Annotated in this window: 26 protein-coding genes and 1 pseudogene; 13 read left to right on the forward strand and 14 right to left on the reverse strand. The window is 43.4% G+C overall.

The window, feature by feature from the left end; genetic code table 11:
- Nucleotides 1-25: 25 nt before the first annotated feature.
- The 5 genes and pseudogenes from ACFQ1X_RS01745 to ACFQ1X_RS01765 form a co-directional block, all read left to right on the forward strand.
- A complete protein-coding gene (locus ACFQ1X_RS01745; protein WP_144840414.1) occupies nt 26-259 on the forward strand; it encodes a hypothetical protein in 234 nt (77 codons plus the stop codon).
- Between the two features lie 127 nt (nt 260-386).
- Nucleotides 387-941 carry a hypothetical protein gene (locus ACFQ1X_RS01750; protein WP_144840415.1) on the forward strand — a complete coding sequence of 185 codons (555 nt, stop codon included), beginning with the start codon at nt 387-389 and terminating at the stop codon, nt 939-941.
- Between the two features lie 271 nt (nt 942-1,212).
- The gene (locus ACFQ1X_RS01755) at nt 1,213-3,279 is read left to right on the forward strand and encodes a penicillin-binding transpeptidase domain-containing protein (RefSeq protein ID WP_144840416.1); all 2,067 of its coding nucleotides are present in this window, start codon (nt 1,213-1,215) and stop codon (nt 3,277-3,279) included.
- 129 nt (nt 3,280-3,408) lie between these two features.
- Nucleotides 3,409-3,537 (forward strand): hypothetical protein, encoded by a 129-nt coding sequence (locus tag ACFQ1X_RS01760; protein WP_379081101.1) that lies wholly within the window; start codon nt 3,409-3,411, stop codon nt 3,535-3,537.
- Nucleotides 3,510-3,602: pseudogene (locus ACFQ1X_RS01765) on the forward strand (DinB family protein); the annotation flags it as partial. The gene ACFQ1X_RS01760 and the pseudogene ACFQ1X_RS01765, both read left to right, overlap by 28 nt.
- A 70-nt stretch (nt 3,603-3,672) precedes the next feature.
- Here ACFQ1X_RS01765 and ACFQ1X_RS01770 read toward each other — a convergent pair.
- The 4 genes from ACFQ1X_RS01770 to ACFQ1X_RS01785 all read right to left on the reverse strand — a co-directional run bounded on the left by ACFQ1X_RS01770 (nt 3,673) and on the right by ACFQ1X_RS01785 (nt 5,077).
- Nucleotides 3,673-4,062 carry a VOC family protein gene (locus ACFQ1X_RS01770; RefSeq protein WP_144840417.1) on the reverse strand — a complete coding sequence of 130 codons (390 nt, stop codon included), beginning with the start codon at nt 4,060-4,062 and terminating at the stop codon, nt 3,673-3,675.
- Between the two features lie 123 nt (nt 4,063-4,185).
- Nucleotides 4,186-4,452 (reverse strand): hypothetical protein, encoded by a 267-nt coding sequence (locus ACFQ1X_RS01775; protein WP_144840418.1) that lies wholly within the window; start codon nt 4,450-4,452, stop codon nt 4,186-4,188.
- 25 nt (nt 4,453-4,477) lie between these two features.
- A complete protein-coding gene (locus ACFQ1X_RS01780) occupies nt 4,478-4,636 on the reverse strand; it encodes a hypothetical protein (protein ID WP_379081104.1) in 159 nt (52 codons plus the stop codon).
- 93 nt (nt 4,637-4,729) lie between these two features.
- On the reverse strand, nt 4,730-5,077 hold the full coding sequence (locus tag ACFQ1X_RS01785; protein ID WP_144840419.1) for a hypothetical protein: 348 nt from the start codon (nt 5,075-5,077) through the stop codon (nt 4,730-4,732).
- A gap of 696 nt (nt 5,078-5,773) precedes the next feature.
- Between ACFQ1X_RS01785 and ACFQ1X_RS01790 the strand changes: the two genes are divergently transcribed.
- On the forward strand, nt 5,774-5,989 hold the full coding sequence (locus ACFQ1X_RS01790; RefSeq protein WP_379081107.1) for a hypothetical protein: 216 nt from the start codon (nt 5,774-5,776) through the stop codon (nt 5,987-5,989).
- Nucleotides 5,990-6,245: 256 nt separating this feature from the next.
- On the opposite strand, the gene ACFQ1X_RS01795 is transcribed toward ACFQ1X_RS01790, so the two are convergent.
- A complete protein-coding gene (locus tag ACFQ1X_RS01795) occupies nt 6,246-6,962 on the reverse strand; it encodes a 3-ketoacyl-ACP reductase (RefSeq protein WP_144840421.1) in 717 nt (238 codons plus the stop codon).
- 185 nt (nt 6,963-7,147) lie between these two features.
- On the opposite strand from ACFQ1X_RS01795, the gene ACFQ1X_RS01800 reads away from it, so the two are divergent.
- Together ACFQ1X_RS01800 and ACFQ1X_RS01805 are read left to right on the forward strand one after the other, a co-directional pair.
- Nucleotides 7,148-7,825 carry a type 1 glutamine amidotransferase domain-containing protein gene (locus tag ACFQ1X_RS01800; RefSeq protein ID WP_144840422.1) on the forward strand — a complete coding sequence of 226 codons (678 nt, stop codon included), beginning with the start codon at nt 7,148-7,150 and terminating at the stop codon, nt 7,823-7,825.
- 3 nt (nt 7,826-7,828) lie between these two features.
- The gene (locus tag ACFQ1X_RS01805; protein ID WP_144840423.1) at nt 7,829-8,113 is read left to right on the forward strand and encodes a putative quinol monooxygenase; all 285 of its coding nucleotides are present in this window, start codon (nt 7,829-7,831) and stop codon (nt 8,111-8,113) included.
- A gap of 660 nt (nt 8,114-8,773) precedes the next feature.
- Here ACFQ1X_RS01805 and ACFQ1X_RS01810 read toward each other — a convergent pair.
- The 3 genes from ACFQ1X_RS01810 to ACFQ1X_RS01820 are packed head-to-tail and all read right to left on the reverse strand — an operon-like array spanning nt 8,774 to nt 9,698.
- Entirely contained in the window at nt 8,774-8,980 is a 207-nt protein-coding gene (locus ACFQ1X_RS01810) for a hypothetical protein (protein WP_144840424.1), read from the reverse strand.
- Nucleotides 8,981-8,993: 13 nt separating this feature from the next.
- Entirely contained in the window at nt 8,994-9,371 is a 378-nt protein-coding gene (locus ACFQ1X_RS01815; RefSeq protein WP_144840425.1) for a hypothetical protein, read from the reverse strand.
- Between the two features lie 45 nt (nt 9,372-9,416).
- Complete coding sequence (locus ACFQ1X_RS01820) at nt 9,417-9,698, reverse strand: DUF4190 domain-containing protein (protein ID WP_144840426.1); 282 nt, start codon at nt 9,696-9,698, stop codon at nt 9,417-9,419.
- Nucleotides 9,699-10,062: 364 nt separating this feature from the next.
- Here ACFQ1X_RS01820 and ACFQ1X_RS01825 point away from each other — a divergent pair, with 364 nt between their 5' ends.
- A complete protein-coding gene (locus ACFQ1X_RS01825) occupies nt 10,063-11,280 on the forward strand; it encodes an aminotransferase-like domain-containing protein (protein WP_144840427.1) in 1,218 nt (405 codons plus the stop codon).
- Nucleotides 11,281-11,633: 353 nt separating this feature from the next.
- Here ACFQ1X_RS01825 and ACFQ1X_RS01830 read toward each other — a convergent pair whose 3' ends face one another.
- Nucleotides 11,634-11,999, reverse strand: a complete 366-nt coding sequence (locus ACFQ1X_RS01830; protein WP_144840428.1) for a PH domain-containing protein — start codon at nt 11,997-11,999, stop codon at nt 11,634-11,636.
- Nucleotides 12,000-12,091: 92 nt separating this feature from the next.
- Nucleotides 12,092-12,562 carry a hypothetical protein gene (locus tag ACFQ1X_RS01835; protein WP_144840429.1) on the reverse strand — a complete coding sequence of 157 codons (471 nt, stop codon included), beginning with the start codon at nt 12,560-12,562 and terminating at the stop codon, nt 12,092-12,094.
- Nucleotides 12,563-12,992: 430 nt separating this feature from the next.
- Between ACFQ1X_RS01835 and ACFQ1X_RS01840 the strand changes: the two genes are divergently transcribed.
- Nucleotides 12,993-13,508 (forward strand): hypothetical protein, encoded by a 516-nt coding sequence (locus ACFQ1X_RS01840; RefSeq protein ID WP_144840430.1) that lies wholly within the window; start codon nt 12,993-12,995, stop codon nt 13,506-13,508.
- Between the two features lie 196 nt (nt 13,509-13,704).
- On the opposite strand, the gene ACFQ1X_RS01845 is transcribed toward ACFQ1X_RS01840, so the two are convergent.
- From ACFQ1X_RS01845 to ACFQ1X_RS01860, 4 genes are all read right to left on the reverse strand, one after another.
- On the reverse strand, nt 13,705-14,193 hold the full coding sequence (locus tag ACFQ1X_RS01845; protein WP_144840431.1) for a DUF2975 domain-containing protein: 489 nt from the start codon (nt 14,191-14,193) through the stop codon (nt 13,705-13,707).
- A 154-nt stretch (nt 14,194-14,347) separates the two neighbouring features.
- Nucleotides 14,348-14,953 carry a PIN domain-containing protein gene (locus ACFQ1X_RS01850; protein ID WP_144840432.1) on the reverse strand — a complete coding sequence of 202 codons (606 nt, stop codon included), beginning with the start codon at nt 14,951-14,953 and terminating at the stop codon, nt 14,348-14,350.
- Between the two features lie 7 nt (nt 14,954-14,960).
- Nucleotides 14,961-15,404, reverse strand: a complete 444-nt coding sequence (locus ACFQ1X_RS01855; protein ID WP_144840433.1) for a helix-turn-helix domain-containing protein — start codon at nt 15,402-15,404, stop codon at nt 14,961-14,963.
- Nucleotides 15,405-15,568: 164 nt separating this feature from the next.
- Complete coding sequence (locus ACFQ1X_RS01860; RefSeq protein WP_144840434.1) at nt 15,569-16,009, reverse strand: hypothetical protein; 441 nt, start codon at nt 16,007-16,009, stop codon at nt 15,569-15,571.
- A 145-nt stretch (nt 16,010-16,154) separates the two neighbouring features.
- On the opposite strand from ACFQ1X_RS01860, the gene ACFQ1X_RS01865 reads away from it, so the two are divergent.
- The 3 genes from ACFQ1X_RS01865 (at nt 16,155) to ACFQ1X_RS01875 (ending at nt 19,566) form a co-directional block, all read left to right on the forward strand.
- Nucleotides 16,155-16,526, forward strand: coding sequence for a TIGR04104 family putative zinc finger protein (locus ACFQ1X_RS01865; protein ID WP_144840435.1), 372 nt, complete (start codon nt 16,155-16,157; stop codon nt 16,524-16,526).
- Nucleotides 16,527-16,902: 376 nt separating this feature from the next.
- A complete protein-coding gene (locus ACFQ1X_RS01870) occupies nt 16,903-17,574 on the forward strand; it encodes a hypothetical protein (protein ID WP_144840436.1) in 672 nt (223 codons plus the stop codon).
- Nucleotides 17,575-17,709: 135 nt separating this feature from the next.
- Nucleotides 17,710-19,566, forward strand: a complete 1,857-nt coding sequence (locus ACFQ1X_RS01875) for a DNA/RNA helicase domain-containing protein (protein WP_144840437.1) — start codon at nt 17,710-17,712, stop codon at nt 19,564-19,566.
- Nucleotides 19,567-19,570 lie beyond the last annotated feature (4 nt).

Below are 19,570 nucleotides of genomic sequence, written 5' to 3' on the forward strand. Positions count from 1 at the left end.
TACAATAAAAACGACGCCCAATAAAATGAAAAAAGAAAAAATTCCCCATATCAAGGCTGGAGGCGGAATGCTGCTTCCATCACCGATTGGGCCGATTCGCGGGGCCAATAAATCATTGATTGCCACGAAGGACAATATCACCATGGCAATTCCGCCATACAGCAGCACATGTTTCCTCATCCGTTCTCTCGTCAAAAACATCACTCCATACTTTTCTGCCATCAAAGTATTTCTTGGTTGTCCAGCAATTAAAAATTGAATAGTTCAATAATCTCTAATTCAATTAAACCATAGTTTTGGAATATGTCATGGGTTTTTATGGTAAAGTTTTTAAAAAGCAGAGATCTCTGAAAAGGGGATTACTGTATTTCGAAGGGGGAAAAGGTATGAAGAAGCGCTTAGTAATTGTATTGGCCTCACTCATTGGTTTATTTACGGTCGGCTACCTTCTGATGCTGTTCATGTTTTACTATGAACCCACCCCTGATAAAAGTGATGTCGAAGCAATGGTGAATGAAAGAGATCTTCAGGAATTCGGAGAAGTTGAAGGTTCGTATCTGCTTACACCGAGAAACTATGGCTATTATAATGATCACAGTATTTACATAGTGGAACAGTATTTGGACAAAGGGAAAGAGTATGGAGACCAGTATGTTGTTATTGAACGGGGCTCGGAGTTAACGGAGGAAGATGAACCGGCTATCGAAAAAATTCAGGCAAGAGAAGTATTTCAGTCTGATCACAGATACGACCTTCAAGTAATTTCGAAGCATAGAATGACTGTCTATAAAAATGGAGATAAAGTTGAGGAAGACTGGCTTTTCAAAATCACTTGCCAATACGATGGGAGTTACTATTTGACATTCATACTGCCCGAAAAAATCGAAGAAAGTCGGTTCAATTTCTCCACAGAAGGCTACGACCAATTTCTGCAATTTTAATGGAATAAAGGAAAGCAGCTTGTTGAGGAAGTAAAAATGAAAACCGATATTCCGCAAAACAGCTTCGAAGACATTAGCCGAAGCATGCGAGGCTAATGTCTTCGAAGCAGCGAAGCGATGCAGGAGCACAATGTTTTTTCCTGTGGGCTTGTGCTGAGCTTGGAGATTTCGCAGTGAAAAATAAAGGAATAACTGAATATACAGAGAACTTTAAGTTATAATAGAATATAAGGAAACTGTTGCTCTAGCCCAATTGAATGGAGGGAAACGGATGGACAAAAAACTTCTCGGGATTTTCGCATTTATTGTTTTGATCATTCTCCTTGCAGGCTGTCAGGAAGAACCGCAAGAAGAGTCGGCGCCGGATGAAGCGGTGGCGGAAGAGACATCGGAAGCGGAAACGAGGGCTCAGCAATACATTGAGTTATGGAACAATCAGGAGTTTTCGAAGATGTATGGTTCTTTTCTGAATAAAGGATCGAAGGATGTCTACGGTTCCCTGAATTTTGTGACGTGGCAGGAAGATATTTATGAACAGCTCGGCGTCAGCGATGTGAATGTGACGTACTTACCGCCGGAAGAAGCGGTGGAATATTCAAAAGACACCCCGGCGGATTTCGATATCCAAGTCGAAATAGAAACGCTTGCCGGTCCCGTCGAATTTGAACAGACACTGACGCTGTTGCACGAAACGCACGACGAGATGGAAGACTGGTTTGTCGAATGGGACCCGTCATTTATCCTGCCGAGGCTGGAACTTGGCGATCAGGTCGAAGTACAGATGACCGAAGCGGTGCGCGGGGAGCTTGTGGACCGCAACGACCGGCCGATTGCAGCGAATAGCGAAGCGATGACGGTCGGCGTCGTGCCGCAGAATTTCACCTCTCCTGAGCAGAAGCAAAAACTTGCCCGCGCGCTCGAAATCGATGTCAAGGAAATCGATGCGGCCATGAATAAAAGCTGGGTGCAGCCGCATTATTTCGTGCCGATCAAACAAGTGCCGGCGAGCGACCAATTAACGCTTGACCGTGTCTTCGCGGTTCCGGGCACGCAACAGGAAAAATCGACTTTCCGTGAATATCCATACGGCGAAGCGCTGGCGCATCTGACCGGCTATATCGGACAGATCACAGCGGAGCAGCTGGAAGAACTGGAGGATCAAGGATACGGCCCGAATGATATGATTGGCCGCCAGGGGCTGGAACGTGCGCTGGAGGAACGGCTCCGCGGCAAGCCCGGCGTGAAAGTCCTTGCACATAGAGCAAGTGGCGGCGATCCCGTTACAGTTTTTGAAAACGATGCAGGCGAAGGCGAAGTCGTCAAATTGACGATCGATGCCGAATTGCAGAAATCGATATTCGAATCGATGGGCGGCGAGCCTGGAGCGAGTGCCGCAGTCCACCCGGAAACCGGCGAAACGCTGGCGCTCGTCAGTTCGCCTTCCTATGACCCAAATGAATTTCTGAAAGGCATCACCGGCTCACGCTACCAGGAGCTGTCAGATGATCCGAACAAGCCATTGTTCAACCGTTTTGCCGCTTCCTATTCACCCGGCTCCACAATAAAACCGATAACCGCGGCAATCGGACTTGAAACAGGTGCGATCGATCCGGAAGAAGGGGTAACGATTGAAGGCGAAAGCTGGCAGCTGAACGCTTCATGGGGCGGCTTCCATATTACGCGCCTTCATCCCGAAATTGAAAATCCGGTAGATCTTCATAAAGCACTGGTCTACTCGGACAATATTTATTTCGCACAAAAAGGGCTGGAAATCGGCCGTGAAGAAATGATAGCCGGCTATGAAAATTTCGGGTTTACGGATAATATTCCGTTCCTATTGAACCTGCAGCCTTCGCAGATCACCAGTAAAGGAACGTTCGGTTCAGATGGCCAGACAGCAGACACAGCTTATGGCCAGGGGCAGATGCTCGTCAATGTCCTGCATCTCGCGGCGATGTACGAGCCTATCCTGAACGGCGGCACAATGTACGAAGCGTCGCTGTTCCTCGAGGAAGATGAACCGGTCGTCTGGAAAGAAGGACTTATAAGCGATGACAATGCCGAGTTACTCCGCACAGCAATGCGAAGCGCAGTAACAGACGGCTATGCACAATCCGCCAATATCGGCGAAGTGGCGGTTGCCGGCAAGACCGGCACTGCGGAACTCAAAATGCGCACCGAAGACGAAGGCAAAGAAAACGGCTGGTTCGTCGGCTACGACTCAGACAACCCAAATGCCATCATCGCAATGATGATCGAAGGCATCGAGGACGAGTCGAACGGCAGCGATTACGTGGCGGCAAAAGTGGCAAGCGTGTTGAAGAAACATAAGGAATAGGATTGAAGGGAGAAGCAGCTGAGGCTGCTTCTTTTTTGTGGGTTTTGTGTGAGTTGGGCATATATCCAAATAGGCATCCTCAACATTCATGGAAAATAAAAACGAACGCCAAATCACAGGAGGTTACCCATGAAAATGCTGTTTCATTACAATTGGCAAGTCCGGGAAGAGTGGTATCAATGGTGCGAAGGGATCCCTGAAGAAGAACTGCTGAAAAAACGCACCGGCGGTACATCGGGCAATTATCCGTTTGGTTGAGGGAACTCGGGAAGGAGCCTGTGTCAGCTGATTTGCTGGGGCGGGGACTTGGCGGTGTGAAATAGCAAAGGAATTTAATAAGATACAAAATAAAACAGCGTCTTAAAATCAATCCTTTTAAGACGCTGTTTTAATTTATTCTTCCAAACTCTCCATCACCGCAAAATAATTCCCTTCATCATCAGCAAAATTGAAGCTTCTTCCGGTTCTCAAATTGATCAGTTCGCCAGTCGTCACGCCTTTTTCCTTGAAATCCGCGTACAGTTTGTCAACGTCGTCCGTATAAAACATCAGGGACGGTGTGCCGAGATTCAATTCGGGTGACATTTTCGAAATGACTTCTTTGTCGTGCAAAACGATCGTCGTCGCGGCATCCCTGGCAGGGGCGATTTCTATCCATCTGAGGCCCTGGTCTTCTGAACCTTCATCCGCCACGACCACAAATCCAGCTTTCTCCGTCCAGAATTTCACGGCCTTTTCCTGATCTTCCACATACACCATCACTTGCCCAAGCTTACTGATCAATTCGATCACTCCTCCGCAAATTTGGTTGATTCAAGCCCATTATACTCAAGATATTCCGAAATGAAAAACGCCTGAACAATAAACGCTGTCCAGGCATTTTAAGAAATCACGAGAATCGATATTTTATTTACGGAGAGCTTGCTCTGCTTTATATTTATCTTCTTTTCTGACAAAAAAATCATACTCGGTTGTATCGACAATGGCATTTCGAACAAACTGATCCGCGCCATGTGAAGATGTACCATATGTTTTAGCTGTCAATTTAAGCTTTGCATCAAAGTCGATTCCCGCAGCGTTCAAACGACTCGATGCCTGATAATAGCTGTCATTCCCGAAAGCTGTATAGGCAAGATGCTTTTTTTCGAAAAATAAATACCGGATCAATCCCATACTGGTCATCTCCTTTTCTATACAGCTATCTTCTCCGCAACTCCTCCGCAATTTCTTTTAAATAGGCATTGCGTTCTTTCGTCAAATTCACCCACATGATGATTACATAAACTGCAATGACAATTGGTATAAGTGATATTAAAAGCCCGATCATCGGAAGTAATGTAAACATTGCATCTCCCATAATTCATTCCCCCTCGTCTTCATTATACGAGTGCAAATAGGAAATGTTTCAAAAAATAAAAAAGCATTCCCTTTAAAAGGGAATGCTTTCAACTTAAACGGTATCCAATGACTCTTCCTCCGGCGTGCCCAGCTTTTCAGTCAATGTATTATAAATATCATCGAAATGCTTTTCTTCATAAAACATTTCGCTATACGACGCGGAGCGGATAATCGCTTCCTTATCGACTTTCACGACTTCGATCTGGACTGAATTGCTCGTGCCGGTCTCATCAAGCTCAAGCCGCTTTTCCTTTGCAAACGCATCTGCGTCACGTGGTTCATATTGCCGGAACGTCTCCACGACTTCATTGAAAACGGTCATTGTATCCTGCTCACTTTGGAACAGCCAATAATAATCCTTCTTCGCACTCGCGAGGTGCAAATTGAGTTGATAATGCATGCAGATTCCTCCTTCGGAAATAAAAACGATTGTGTCGGTCATCTTTTTCTATACCCGAATTTTGAGGAGGAAACCTACATATCTGCGACCTATCAGGTTTTCACCAGGAGGGAAGGTGATGATAATGGAGTTTTTTCGATAAGAAGAGGAAGTGTGAGGTAAAACGGGTTATACGGCAGGTAAATGAATTTATACGGTAGATAAAATACGCTATACGTAAGGTAAATCTCTCCATACGTGAGGTAAAGGAGAAAATCAGCCACCACCCACACTTTGAGAGAAAACCCATATCTGCAAAAAACGGGCGGGGTGCGCAGCCCCGCCCAAAGCAGTCCGCCGTGGCGGACTGCGACCATTCGGCTCTGCACCAGGAGCGAGGGGGATGAAAAATGGGTTCGTTAGATAAGAAGGGGAAACCGTGAGATAAAACGGGTTATATGTGAGGTAAATGGATTTATACGAGAGGTAAATTCATTTATACGGTAAGAAAAAATTTCTATGTGTGAGGTAAACGCGATTATACGAGAGGTAAATATCCTCAGCACCTTGAACCCCTCTCTATTTTGGGTTAAATTGGTAGAAAGATACGCCACAAACAAAACGCAGTAGTAAGTAGCCGCCCAGTAAAAAAGGCTTTTGAATCTTATGCTAGAATATAATCTGATATGGAAATGCCATTGCCTGGGAGGTTATTTTTTGAAGAACCGAAAATTGAGGATTGCCTGGATTATTCCAAATATATTTTTTTACTTAATGTTTATAGGGTTTTCTACTTTTGTAGTATTAAACGCAGAAGGTTTACAGGAAATAAACCTTTTCGGTATATGGGTTTTTGCGATGATGATTCTTTTGTTGGTCGCCATTCTTGGCAGTTTTCGAATTTGGTCATGGATTAGGGAAGGGAAAATGTAATAAAGCTAACGACTTCAATGATGCGTTGTTGCGCTTCATTCTTAAACACATTAAAACTATTATCAAATCGGAGTTGCTGATATGACAAACATTCATTTCACCGATCGCCGCTGAAGAAGGCACCTATACGGTAAGCTATTCAACTCTGGGGCAAGTTGAAGTTACATTTAAACTGTAATAAAAACAGCTGTCTCCAATACAAAAAACGATGCCCGCCATGCAGCTGCATGACGGGCATCGTTTATTTTTATTGCCATTACGGATTCGTTGACCAAAGACCAGCAGATTTCAAGAGCACACGCGGGTGCAGCTTCAACTGGGCAACCATCATTTCAGCCATGTCTTCCGGCTGAACGACTTTGTCGGGATTGCCGTCGGTCAGGTTCGAATCGATCGCCAGGTCAGTGGCAACCGTGCTTGGCGTCAGGGCGCTGACGCGGATGTTGTGCTTTCTGACTTCCAGCATCAACGATTCCGTGAGTCCCATCAAGCCGAATTTCGACGCGCTATAGGCGCTTGTCACCGGCGCACCTTTTTGCCCGGCCGTTGACGAAATGTTGATGATGTCGCCGGACTCGCGCTCGATCATTTGCGGCAGGACAGCGTGGGTTACATAATAAACACCCATCAGGTTCGTATCGATGATGCCTTTGAATTCTTCTGGTGACAGCTCGAGGAACTTGCCGAATTTGCCGATGCCTGCATTGTTGATCAGGATATCAATCGGTCCAAGTTCCGCCGTTATATGTTCAACCGCTGCGTTGACCGCTTCCATGTCAGCGACGTCAGCCACTGCAAATACTGTCTTCACGCCGTATTCCTGCAATTCAGTTTGCACTTTCTCCAAGTTGGCTGCCGTACGTCCGACAAGTCCAACATTGATGCCTTCCGCTGCAAAAGCGATGGCGGTTGCCCGGCCGATGCCTCTGCCGGCTCCTGTAATGATTGCGTTCTTTCCTTTAACGTTTTGCATTTGAACAGCTCCTCTTCAATCAATCAGTTTCATTCCATCCATTAGTGTAGCAAAGTATTGCGGTAGAAATCCAAATGAAGAACTTGGGGCCTGAATTGTCTGGCTTGTCAGATTGTTTAAGTGAAAAAACATTCGGGAATACCTGTTATCAAGATGATTTTTAATTTAAGGGAGGAAACAATATAATGGCTAAAGTATTAGCAGTAGTATCAAGTGGACATAAGGATCTGGCAAACAATTACGAAACCGGCTGGTGGGGCGAAGAATTATTTGCACCGATGGAGATATTGGAAGGCGCAGGCCATCAAGTGGATATGGCTTCACCACTCGGCGGCAAACCGACGATCGACCAGGCGAGCATCTCAGAAGAGTATGACCCGGAAGGCAAATACAAAAAAATGTATGAATCGGGATTAGCCGACAATACAAAAAAACTTTCTGAAATTACGCCGGAAGACTATGACGCCGTCTTCATCGTAGGTGGCCACGGCGCAATGTATGACCTGGCGGAAAATGAAACCTTGCATAACATCATCAACAGCATATACGACAATGGCAAAATCGTGTCGGCCGTATGCCACGGGCCGGCGCCGCTGCTTTGGACAAAACGTCCGGACGGCAAGAGCATCATTTCCGGTATGGACGTAACAGGCTATCCGGAAGCGGTTGAACCAGAAGGCCTTCCTGCGATTCTGCCATTCAGCCTGGAAGGGGAAATGAGCAAAGTGGCGAATTATTCCGCTGAGCAAAAAGTAGTCTGGGGCAATGACCAGTTGGTAACCGGGCGCGACCCGTTTTCTTCTGAAGCATTGGCCGAAGAATTGGTAAAAGCTTTGGACAAAAGAAGCAAACAGGAAAACTGAGTGATGGAACCCATCATCATTACAGCGATCATGAAGCCGAAGGAAAACATGGAAGCTCAATTATTGGCGGAATTAAACAAAGTGCAGAAAGCCTCGCGCAACGAAGCGGGCTGCCTGAACTATGTCCTCCATCAATCCATCGAAGACGACACCTTTGTCCTGTATGAAACATGGAAAGACATCGACGCTTTGCAGAGCCATATCGGCTCCGCTCATTACCGGGAATACCGCACGAACATTGCGGACCTGGTGTCGAAGCGGGAAGTCTTCAAATTGAAGGCACTATAAATAAAGCAAATGCAGAACCTCGCGGGGTTCTGCATTTTTTTGGCGTTTAGCAGGGGAGAACGTTGAAAGGGTGAGGCGCTAACGTGAGCTGAATGGGGTTATACGGTAGGTAAAATTTTTTATACGGTAGGTAAACTGATTTATACGTGAGGTAAAGCGGTCTATACGTGAGACGAAAACAGATATCCGTGAGATATAATCCCTCAACACGAAAGACTATCTTGAGGAAATAAAGATTCCTTTGCTTATAGCAGCGCTTTTGTATGCAAGAATACCCCAGTTCAATTTGGACTGGGGTATAAATAGGATATTTTCCATTTGATTCTCCTTCAACTAATGCTCTCGTTGCTTTTAGCATAGTTAGAGCAGTTTACGGATATTCTACTCTTAAAGTTTCATTCACTTATAATTTTTTTACGAAATCGGTCTTCAATAATAAAAAAACCTACAAGCGTCGCGAGGATTAAAAATGGAGATGCACTATACGACATTAACCCGAAATAAGGTAATGTTAAAGATAAGAGTACAAGCAAGCTAGCTATGATACGAATAATCAAAAGATCCTTAGGTTCTCTTTTTTTATGCATGTCACTTCCACCTTTCTTAGTGTGTTTTGCGATAGGAAACGGAAACTGTTACTTGAGGAATCCACCCTTTTCTTTATGATCCATTCTTTTGTTTATTGGAAAAGAACCCTATCCCTGCGTATTTCTGTAATCCCCAAACACTGATAATAAATAAAATCAGACCTGAAACCGATAAGTAGATTGTGATTTCTTCTGCTCTCTGATTAATAAACTGAGATAGTGCATAACCAAAAACTATACCGCTGATTGATAGCATAAAATACCAAAATAAACGTGCCATATGTATTCTCCTTTCAGTCCAAAACCTCACCCGGAACATCCCACAACACATAATGCTCCGAAAATTGCCTGGTCTCGATCACCAAAGTTTCTTCCGCATTTTCAAACACTAGCCCCGATCCCAGCTGCTCTTCGAAATCCCATCCCTTGTCCTTCATGAATTCTTCGATGACCTCGTACCGGGAAGCCCCAGTATTCGCCGAAACATACCGATTCCCTGTCCCTGCTTCGGCAAACTGTTCATACTCAGTGTCCGAAAGTTCAAGTCCGATGATCGAAGAGAGGATCGGCAGGGGATTTCCTTCCTGAGTCAAAGCAGGACCGAATCTTAATGTAAGCAGCCCGATCATTACAATAAATAATATAAGCACTGTCATTAAAATTCTTTTCATATTCTTCCCCCCCGCGAAATTCAAATTTAGCGAACCGCATTTCCTTTAAAGCATCATTAGGGAATTAAATGCAAGAATTCCCAGCAGCATAATAATCTGCAGGTTAAGTCCCACAATACTGCAAATCAAACCGGACACCGCATAGCCTTGTCCACCTTCACCGGTTAATGCGATTTCATTTTTTGCTTTGTAATAAACCACGATGCCAATAATTCCAAGAATCAATCCCAGGAACGGCACCAGAATCGATAGGATACCCAATGTCAAAGTGATTATAGCCTTGCTGTTCGTCACCACTCGCGGGTCGCTTCCAATTCTTTCGTTCATTTGAATCCTCCTCATCTCTTTGCATGTCTTGCCTTTTTAGGTAAGCTATTCATTGATTATACCAAGAATATCCATTTAAATGTTCTAAATTTTCTTTTAAATGAGAGTTAGCTCCAGCGTAAACCTACGCGAAGAATAGCAGAATAGAAAAAATGACGATTGAAGAACTGACAGGAAGTATTTGGAATTAGAAATTAGTTGTCCAAAAGCGAGTGAATTGAAGATTTCATTTCGATTCAAAAGCTTGTACAATTGGAGGAATAGCAAATTATTATGCTATATCCACAATGGACATGTACTGTATAGAAATAATAATGAATGAAGTGGGTACATAAAAAAAGGCTTTTAGATGGGGGATTACAGAATGCAAAACAAATATGCAAGAAGAGCCAATGCGCTGGAACCATCTGAAATGCGCTTAATCTTATCGTCTTCGGAACGGCCTGAATTGATTTCATTTGCTGGTGGACTTCCTGCCTCTGAACTGTTTCCAATTGAAGAATTGAAAGAAGCGAGCCAAGCGGTCCTGACTGATCACGGAGCTTCGTCTCTTCAATACAGTTCGACGGAGGGGTATGTCCCGCTTCGACAAGCGGTAATGGAAAGAATGGAAGCCATTGGAATCGAAACAGATTTGCAGCAAGTGATGATTACCTCAGGTTCCCAGCAGGCAATTGACCTGACAGGAAGAGTATTTCTTGACGAAGGAGATACCGTCATCTGCGAAAGTCCGACTTATCTTGCGGCAATCAATGCCTTTAACGTCTACCATGCAAACATAGTGGACGTGGAAATGGATGAAGACGGTATGAAGATGGATGCGTTGGAGAAATGCCTGCAGCAGAATCCACAGGCTAAATTTATTTATACGATTCCTGATTTTCAGAATCCGACCGGCAGAACACTCAAACTTGAAAGAAGAAAACGGATGATTGAACTCGCCAATCAGTTCGATGTTCTAATTTTGGAAGATAACCCGTACGGAGCCATCCGTTTTTCAGGAGCCCCGATTCCTCCCATCAAACAATTTGATACAGAAGGACGAGTCATTTACCTTAGCAGTTTTTCAAAAATATTTGCTCCTGGACTGCGATTGGGCTGGATTTGTGCAGAGAAAGATATACTCGAGAAGTACGCAGGTTTTAAGGAATCTGCTGATATGCATTCCGACGGCCTTGCACAGCGTATTACAGCGAAGTATATGGAACTGTACGACCTTGATGGCCATATTGAAACCATCCAAGCCGTTTACGGGGAAAGATGTGCAACCATGCTGGACTGCATCGCCGAATATTTCCCTAAAAACGTTTCATACAACAAGCCCGATGGCGGATTATTCCTTTGGGTAGAACTTCCTGACTCAGTAAATGCCGGCGACATCGCATTGAAGTGCCTGGAAAATAACGTGGCTTTTGTACCCGGTGCACCATTTTATGTTAGAGGAGCACAAACAAATACGATGCGATTGAACTTCTCCAATTCGAATCCAGAAAATATCAAAGAAGGCATGAAACGCATTGGTGAAGTACTGCACCGTGAATTCCAGTTGGTGAATGAATCTATTGAAGAATTAGCTAAATAATACTTTGTAATTATTTATGCAAAAAGAAGGGGAGGGAACGGTCGCTTTCTGTTCCGGTGTGCGCTTTCCGCGGGCTCGCGCCCAAGCCTCCTCGCTCACTTCGTTCACTTGCGGGGTCTTGGTCGTCTCGCTGATCCGCAGGAGTCGCACACCTGCACGTCAAGCAAGCTGGATATCTTTGGAGGTAGGCCTAAAAAATTCCGACGGTTACTTTTTTCATCAGCTTGTCTGCACTGAATATCTTTTTCTCCGCTTTCATTGTCATCTACTATGTTTTCTAAATACAAAAATCCAGTGGAGTTAAATCTCCACTGGATTTTTGTATCATTTGAAACAGCCTGTTCTATATAAGTTTATAAAATCGCTTCCGCAATAATCTTATCCAGCTTACGGATATCAACTTTCTTCGCCAGGTTCAATTTGAATCTGCCTAACGTCGTCCAAAGCTCGAGCTCGGTATTCAGGTCGAACGTACCGGCGTTTTCCGATGAATACATGATGATCGATTTGAAAGGGATCGTGTAGACTTCGACTTTCTTGCCGGTCAATCCCTGTTTGTCGGAAATGATGAAGCGCTTGTTCGTTACTACCGCTGTGTCGCGCACCGTCTTATAAGCGATTTGCGCCACTTCTCCCGGGACCAGCAAGTCATCGACCGACTTCGGTACATCAATTTCCTGCGTAAACGTCCACGCCAGCATTGCATTTAAATCTGCCATAAAAATTCCCCCTTTTCATTTCTGCCTTCAGTATGGCATATGGTGGGAGTTGAAGAAAGTTCATGCTGCAGAATTTTTTATTCGAATAAAATCTAATCCTCCACCACATCAATCAGGTCGGTATGTATCTTATGGAAATGAATCTCCAGCAAATGTTCCAATTTCCCATTTTGTTCGTGATACGCATTATCCATGAGTTCAATCTTGCTGTAATAGTCATCCTCATGCGACTCATCATTCTCCAAAGCCAGGTGCAGCTTCCATAATTCCGCCAGGTGAGTGCTTTCAATTTCGGCAAAATCAGGAGCCCCGATTTTTACGAGACTGCTTGCCAGCTCGTCCTGATATTTTTGTATGCCAACTTCCCTGATATAGTCCTGCGACCAATTAAGCAGCGCTTCGTGCCCGCCGCTTTCCATCTCCGAATAATATTGAAACGCCAAAAAAGCGTCGTTCACTTCCTGGCTCTCGGTAGGAAAATCCTGTTCACTGAGCACTTTAGTGACTGCGTTCCAAATATCGTTATTATCCTTCAATTCTTTTCTGTTCATCTTCGGCTTCATTTTTTCCCCTCCGGGTTCTGAGTCTGAGTGTCATCACTCGGCTAGTAATAAGTTCGACAGGCTTTGGGTAAATCCTTTTCATGAATAATAGAATCAGCATAAATATGACGCTTCGGCGCTGAGAGAAGTTTTTGGAGGTATGGAGTAAAACAGCGAAGAGTTGACCGACGCCTGCGAGGTCAACTCTTTGCGACGAAGCAGCGCAGCGATGCAGGAGCACGGGTTTTAGTTAGCTCAGCGCGAGCCCCTAGGCAAGCGAAGCTGTTTTGCGGAATGTCGGTTAATGAAAATCCTTAAAAAGAATCTGAGGTATTTGTGTTAAATGGTTTCAAGAAGATAAGCAACAAACGGGAAATAGAGTGTACTACTAATTAAAGTGTACTGTAACGTTCACATATATTTATCGTCTAAATAGTAAGGAGGGATAGTGATGAATTTCAAATTTTTATTTTTAGCTTTAATTCTTATATCTCTTTCAATAATAATGGGTTGTTCTGGCATAAATGATACGCGTGAAAAAGCTGATAATGATAGTGAAGTTAAGGAGGTTAGTAATTTGGATGGTTCTTCAGAAGATGCTATTCCTAAACCACCAAGTTTAACCGTTATTGTTGGAGAAGAGACCGTTAGACCATCACTCGGGACTTATAATTGGAGTGTAGATAATGGGGGTGGAACAACAAGCGGAATAAATGCAGATTCTTCTGCACCACCCGAATTGCTTGAAAATAATAATTCCATACAGGTAACAGCAGATACAAATGTTGAATTAGTTTTCGAAGAAGAGCCGGAAAACTATACCGTGAGAATATGGGATGACGATAACAATATTGTAAACAGCTCCAATAAAGTTGTTCTGTCTGGCAAAGGAAAAATTGTTTACGAGGTGTTAGCTCATTGGGAGCAAGGTACTGCAAGTTATGCCTTTTCTTTAGATGTTGAATAGCTTCGTTATTACGCTAAGCGACAGCTTTAGTCGTAAAAAAATGAAGGTCACTACTTAAAACAGCCCTAAGAAAAATAGGGCTGTTTTGTTTTACACCGATACTTTTCCGACTCTGTTCCATAAAAAATCAACACTATTGTTTAACATAGCCTTATAAAAAGAAAAAGCTCTTTCAACAGAAAGGAGCTTTCAAAATTCAAACAATCAAATCATTCTCCGACTTGATCCGGATCGCATCCTTCAAAAGCTTTTGCAGCAGGCCGGCAAAAATTGCGATGACCGTGGAACCGAACGTGATGATCCCACCCATCATGATGATGTGCGTGATGTCTTCGCCGCGAATCAGGGCAATCGTCGCCAGCTCACCCAGCACGATAAACGCGATGATCGTCAGGGTGCAATACTTGATCGTCTTCAGCGCCTTGACCGCAACATCCGAGAACGCCTGGCCCCGGTCGATGAAGGTCAACAGCTTGAAGGTCTGGTACAGCGCAATAAAAAATGGAATGAAGAAGATGTAAGCCGCTATCAAAAACGGATACTGCAGAGGAGCCGTCTCCGGATGCAGCTGCGCATCCATCGCAGCCATCCCCGGCAAGCCGAATATACAAAGGGCAAGCGCCACCCCGGCAATCAGCAATAGGACAGCTTTCAGGAAGAGCGTTGAAGCTTGTCTGCGTTTCATGGAACCACTCCGCTCGGTTAATGTTACGTTTAATATAGCATGTTATTTATTGATTATCAATAAATAAATGTTGATAATTAATTGAATTCGCCAAAAAATGATCTGCAACGAGACTAACGCGCTGCAGATCATCTTTAATCATAATTTTAGGTTATTATTTCTGGTCTTCCAAGGTAATTTCCAACTTACCAAGTTGATGGAACATTTCTTTAAAAGTTTCATCTTTCCAAACTTTAGCATAAACTATTTCAGGATATTGAATATATTCATTCAATATCAAATCATATAAACGCTCCTCGCGCTGAGCAAAGAGGAAAGGATAAAGCAAGAAGTCTCTAGTATTTGCAGTAACAAGAATACTGTCTTCATAATATGCACTATATAAAATTCGTGCATCTGAAACTCCGCCGTATTCCATTTTTGGAAAGCCGATGTCACGCTTGTAGTTTGCACGTAGATAAGCGGACATCTCTCTTATGTGATGTTCAATTTCGGTCGAAATAGGGGATGATACTTCAAGACATTGATTCACCAGATTTTGAATCCTTTTGTTTTCGCTCGTTTTTAATGTATGAGACTGCACTTTAAGTTCTCGCACAACCTCCGCTGGAACAAGAATTACTGCCTCACCTTTTTCAGCTTTTTCTTTTATAGTGCGCCAAAATATTCTTGCAGCCCTATCTAAAATTTGATCAACCGTTTTACCGGCTTGGTAACGAATCACATTCGTATCAATTGTATATTGCTTTAGGTTTCCCATGGCTCAATCACTCTTTATCCTGAAGATTCTTGAGTACTTCGTCAGCCAGCCCAAGTGACTGGGTTTTAATCCTGGCACGCTTTTCGATAAAACGTTCCCAGTTTGGCTTGTCCATCAATTGTTTCGCTTCGATGCGCCATTTTCCGCTGCCTTCAAACGTTTGTTGTGCCGAAAGTCTTCCGTCAGCGCAGTGCCTGCGAACCATTTGCGGGCTGATGTCCATTATGTCTGCCGCATCACGCACAGTTACATACTGAGGAAGATTGTACTCCTGGCTTAATGCCTCGAAAGCTTCCAGTTTTTCATCATCCTTTAATTCACTGGATCTCTTCTTGATTTCTCTTTCGATTTCTTCAGCAATTCTCGTGAGTTGCACATACTCTTTTACCCGTTGGTTTTTAATTGCTTCATCGGAAGGACGTGGTTTAACGTTATCGAGCAGATTGACCATACTGATCACTCCTCATCATCTTTCTTTTTATTATACAATGTTTCTATTTGAAACTAAAGAAATAAACGAAACTTTCGAAACTTAATGTTTTAACGAAATCATGCTATATTATAGGTAGTGATCAAGCCCATGTTCCTTGCGAGGACTGGGCTATTTTTATACACCTATTTAGACAATGCCCCAGTCGCAAAATCAAACTCATACGTTTCCACCTCATAAGTTTGCGCCACGCCATGGTCCACGACATCATCCCGCGGCATGACGTTGATGGTGACATGGTCATCATCAGTCCACACCATTTCAAAATAATCGATGGAGTGCATGCGGATTCTCTCTACTACTACATAGTCCTCCAACAGACTTCCGTATTCACCGTAGTAAATTCTCAAGGAATGAAACATGGGTTCATAAGTGGCATGCAAACCGACATTGTCTTCTTTATACATCTCCTGGATCTCGATGATATTCATTTGGTTCGGGGAGGCACTGGTCTGGATGGAAAAGCTGCCGATAATTTCAGACTCACCATCAGGATCTTCAGGCTGACAGCCTAATAAAAGCAGCGTGCTGCAAAGTAAAAGGAATAGCATTGAGTTTTTGAGCATTTATGGTTCTCTCCCTGGGTGTTGCCGAAGTTTGTTCAGTACATAATGAAACGATGCGGCAGTGGGGAAGTTCCATTTGAAATAAGTGCCTGGCACGTACCTGGTACGTGCCAGGCACCACTTACCAAACCTGGAAGATACACAATTGGATTTAAATTGGAAAAAGGGTAAGATGAAACTATGGAAACGTTCCGATAACTTAAAAGAAGGAGGAACAAGTATGCCAAACTGTCAGAACTGCAACTATAAGTGGAGTTGGTTAGATACGGTGAAGATTGGATTTATGAACAACAGGAAATGTCCGAATTGCGGAGAGAGGCAATTCATCAAACCGCAGACAAGCAAAGGGATCTATGCTCTTTATATTATCCCCTTGATTGTCATTTTATTTTCTCGACCCCTTTTCGATTGGAGTACACCAGTTTTTCTTTCCATCGGTATTTTATTTGTTGTCGCTTTAACGATGGTTATGCCTTATACAATCAAGCTTTCGAATGAGCAGGAGCCGTTGTGGTGATGGAGGATAATGAAGTGAACCGACACCGTCTGAGGACGGTGTCAGTGTATTTTTTTGTCTTTGTCGTTTCATGAGTAACCCGAAATAAAAAGAGGTTTTACTAATGAAAAGTAGAATACTCAATATAAAAGTCAAAGAGCTGATTGGCGGGTGTTCAATAAACTAAAAAGTATATACTTATGGAGAAATTAAAGAAAATGTAAAATTCAGATAAATTATTGTATAATTAGGGTGAGCATTTCGTAATTTCCTGATAGAGATGTTCCTTAATACAGCATTTATTTGTTCTAGTTCCTTTGAGTTTTGGAGATTCAGAAGCAGCTGCCAGCAATTTAGGTAATGATTCTATTCAAAAGTTTAAAGGAGGAAAAATATAATGAAAAAATCAACCATGGTTTTATTCTTTTCATCCGCTTTAATCTTTTCTGGCTGTGGAGCAGATACTACAGGAATAAGTGAGGAATCCGATGACACGGGCGCACAGGAACAACTGGAGGAGACAATAGATTCGGAAGAAACTGAAGAAGTGGAAGAAGAGGTCGAAGAAGAGACAGAACTGGTTGACGAAAATGTCCAGGAAGACGAGAGCATGAAAGCGACTAACACTTATACAGATAAAGAGCTGGACATCACTGGAGAAATCGGTCCGATGCAATACGAGATCCAAGGAATCCAGCTGAAAATCATTGAACCAAAAGATGAGGCAACAGCGGAACTTTTTGAAGTGGCAGTAGGTGAGGAGGTCCATGCGTTCACCATAGAGATGGCCGGAGAAAATACGTCTGAAGAAGACATGAGCTTTTATCTGGGTCAGACAACTGCAATTACCAATACGAGAGAGCAGTTAGAACCGGATATGTTCCTATCCGAATATATTGATGGTGAATACCTTGGGCAAGTCAGACATGAAGGCCATAATGTCTATGTATTAAAAAACTCTACAGTGGATGAATTGGAAACAATTGAACTGAGAATTTTGGCACCGACTGACAGTGAGTTTAATACAGTGGGCGAGGATGTATCACATACTATTGAAGTGAATAATTGATCTATGTAAATTCGAGCGCACATCAATTCAATGATGTGCGTTTTTTCTATGGTTGAAATATTCAGAAAAAAATATAGAAAAATATGGATTAGCTGGTAGACTAAAGAGAGTGAAGAAACAGTCAGGAGCTTACTTATGATTATTTATAACGAAACTTCATCAAAGTTCATCGACCATGTTCTCGAACAGCAAATTGAAACTGTCTTACTGAAGAAGGTTCAGGAAAAGATGAACCATTCAGTATCGCCGAGTGAAATACGGTCCTGGACCAATTCGTTGCCGCAAATGGCCAAGATCTTGCGCGACGCTGATTTGAAAGAGGGCACGCATGTGCTGTTGGAGTACAAGTTACCATCTACTGAAAAACGAATTGATTTCCTCATCACTGGCGAAGACAGCGAAGGTAAGCAGAATGCTGTGATTGTGGAATTGAAACAATGGGGCAAAGCGCAGATTGCAGAAGGTGATGGAATTGTCTCCACCTACCTGGGAGGCAGAGAGCGGGAAACGGTTCATCCATCCTATCAGTCGCTGTCTTACAAGCGTTACTTGGAAAACTTCAACGAGGCTTTATACGAAGACACCTCCATCAACTTAAGTTCCTGTGCTTATTTACATAATTACATCCCGGCAAGAGATCGAACGGCAGAGCCTTTGCTCAATGACCGATATGCCAATTACGTTGAGCAGTCTCCGATCTTCTTTCAATTTGATGACTTGCTGTTGAAGAAGCGCATCAATTCTGCTGTGTCCGAAGGCAAGGGCACGGAAATTGCCCGCAAGATTGAAGAAGGCAGAATCCGGCCATCCAAGAAATTGGTGGAAGCCGTCAATTCCTTATTTGAAGGGAATGAAGAATTCATCCTCCTCGATGAGCAGAAAGTGGCTTATGAAAAAGTTCTCTCCATTTATAGTAGTTTAGATTTGGAAGCAGACAAGAAACATACCATTCTGATTAAAGGTGGACCCGGCACAGGCAAATCGGTAATCGGATTAAACCTGATGAACTATTTATTGGGCAAAGAAGCAACGATTGAATACATCACACCGAACCAATCGTTCCGGGAAATCCTCCGGAAGAAACTTATTGGCCGGAGTGGATTTGTGGAAATACGCAGCTTTTTCAAAGGATCGGCTGCTTATGTTGAAACTCCGAACAATTACTATGACGTTTTGGTTTGTGATGAAGCCCATCGCCTCAAAAACCAAGGTCACATGAAACGGAAAATCGAAGGCGAAAATCAGGCTACACAAATTATCCGGTCCAGTAAACTCAGTGTCTTCTTTATCGATGACGAACAAGTCATCTCGAATAAAGACATCGGCCGCTTTGCATTATTGAAAGAAGAAGCGGAAAAGCAAAACTCCACAGTACATGTAGTTGAACTCGATTCACAATTCCGCTGCGCCGGTTCAGGAAATTACTTGGAGTGGCTGGATAATGTCCTTTACGACAGAAAACAGGATATTCAATTGGACGGCGATTTCGACTTTCAGGTTGTCGACTCTCCCCATAAACTTTACGAGAAAGTCGTTAAAGAAAAAGGCGGCAGGCTGCTGGCAGGTTACGCTTGGGAATGGAATACCAAAAGAGTCAACGGAGAACTTCCGAAAGACGTAATTGTAGAAGTCCATGACTTCGCCATGCCATGGAATGACCCAACACGCATCGATTGGGCCATTCATCCAGAAGGCGCAGACCAAATTGGCTGCATCCATACTGTTCAAGGACTCGAGATGGAATACGTGGGTATCATCATTGGAAACGATTTAACCTATAACCCAGAATCGCAATCAATAGAAGTGAAGCGTGAGAACTTTAAAGACAAAGGTGCCAGACCGGCTAAGCCTAAAGGGAAGTACGAAATTGATCCGCTTGATCAGTTGGTGAGGAATACTTATAAAACGCTGATGACTCGTGGGATGAAGGGTTGTTATGTTTATTGTGTGGATGAAGAGTTAAATAATATGAAATTATTAAAGGGAAGTTGAGGAG

Source organism: Metaplanococcus flavidus (assembly GCF_042675885.1).
In the GTDB taxonomy this organism is placed as follows: Bacteria; Bacillota; Bacilli; order Bacillales_A; family Planococcaceae; genus Planococcus; species Planococcus flavidus.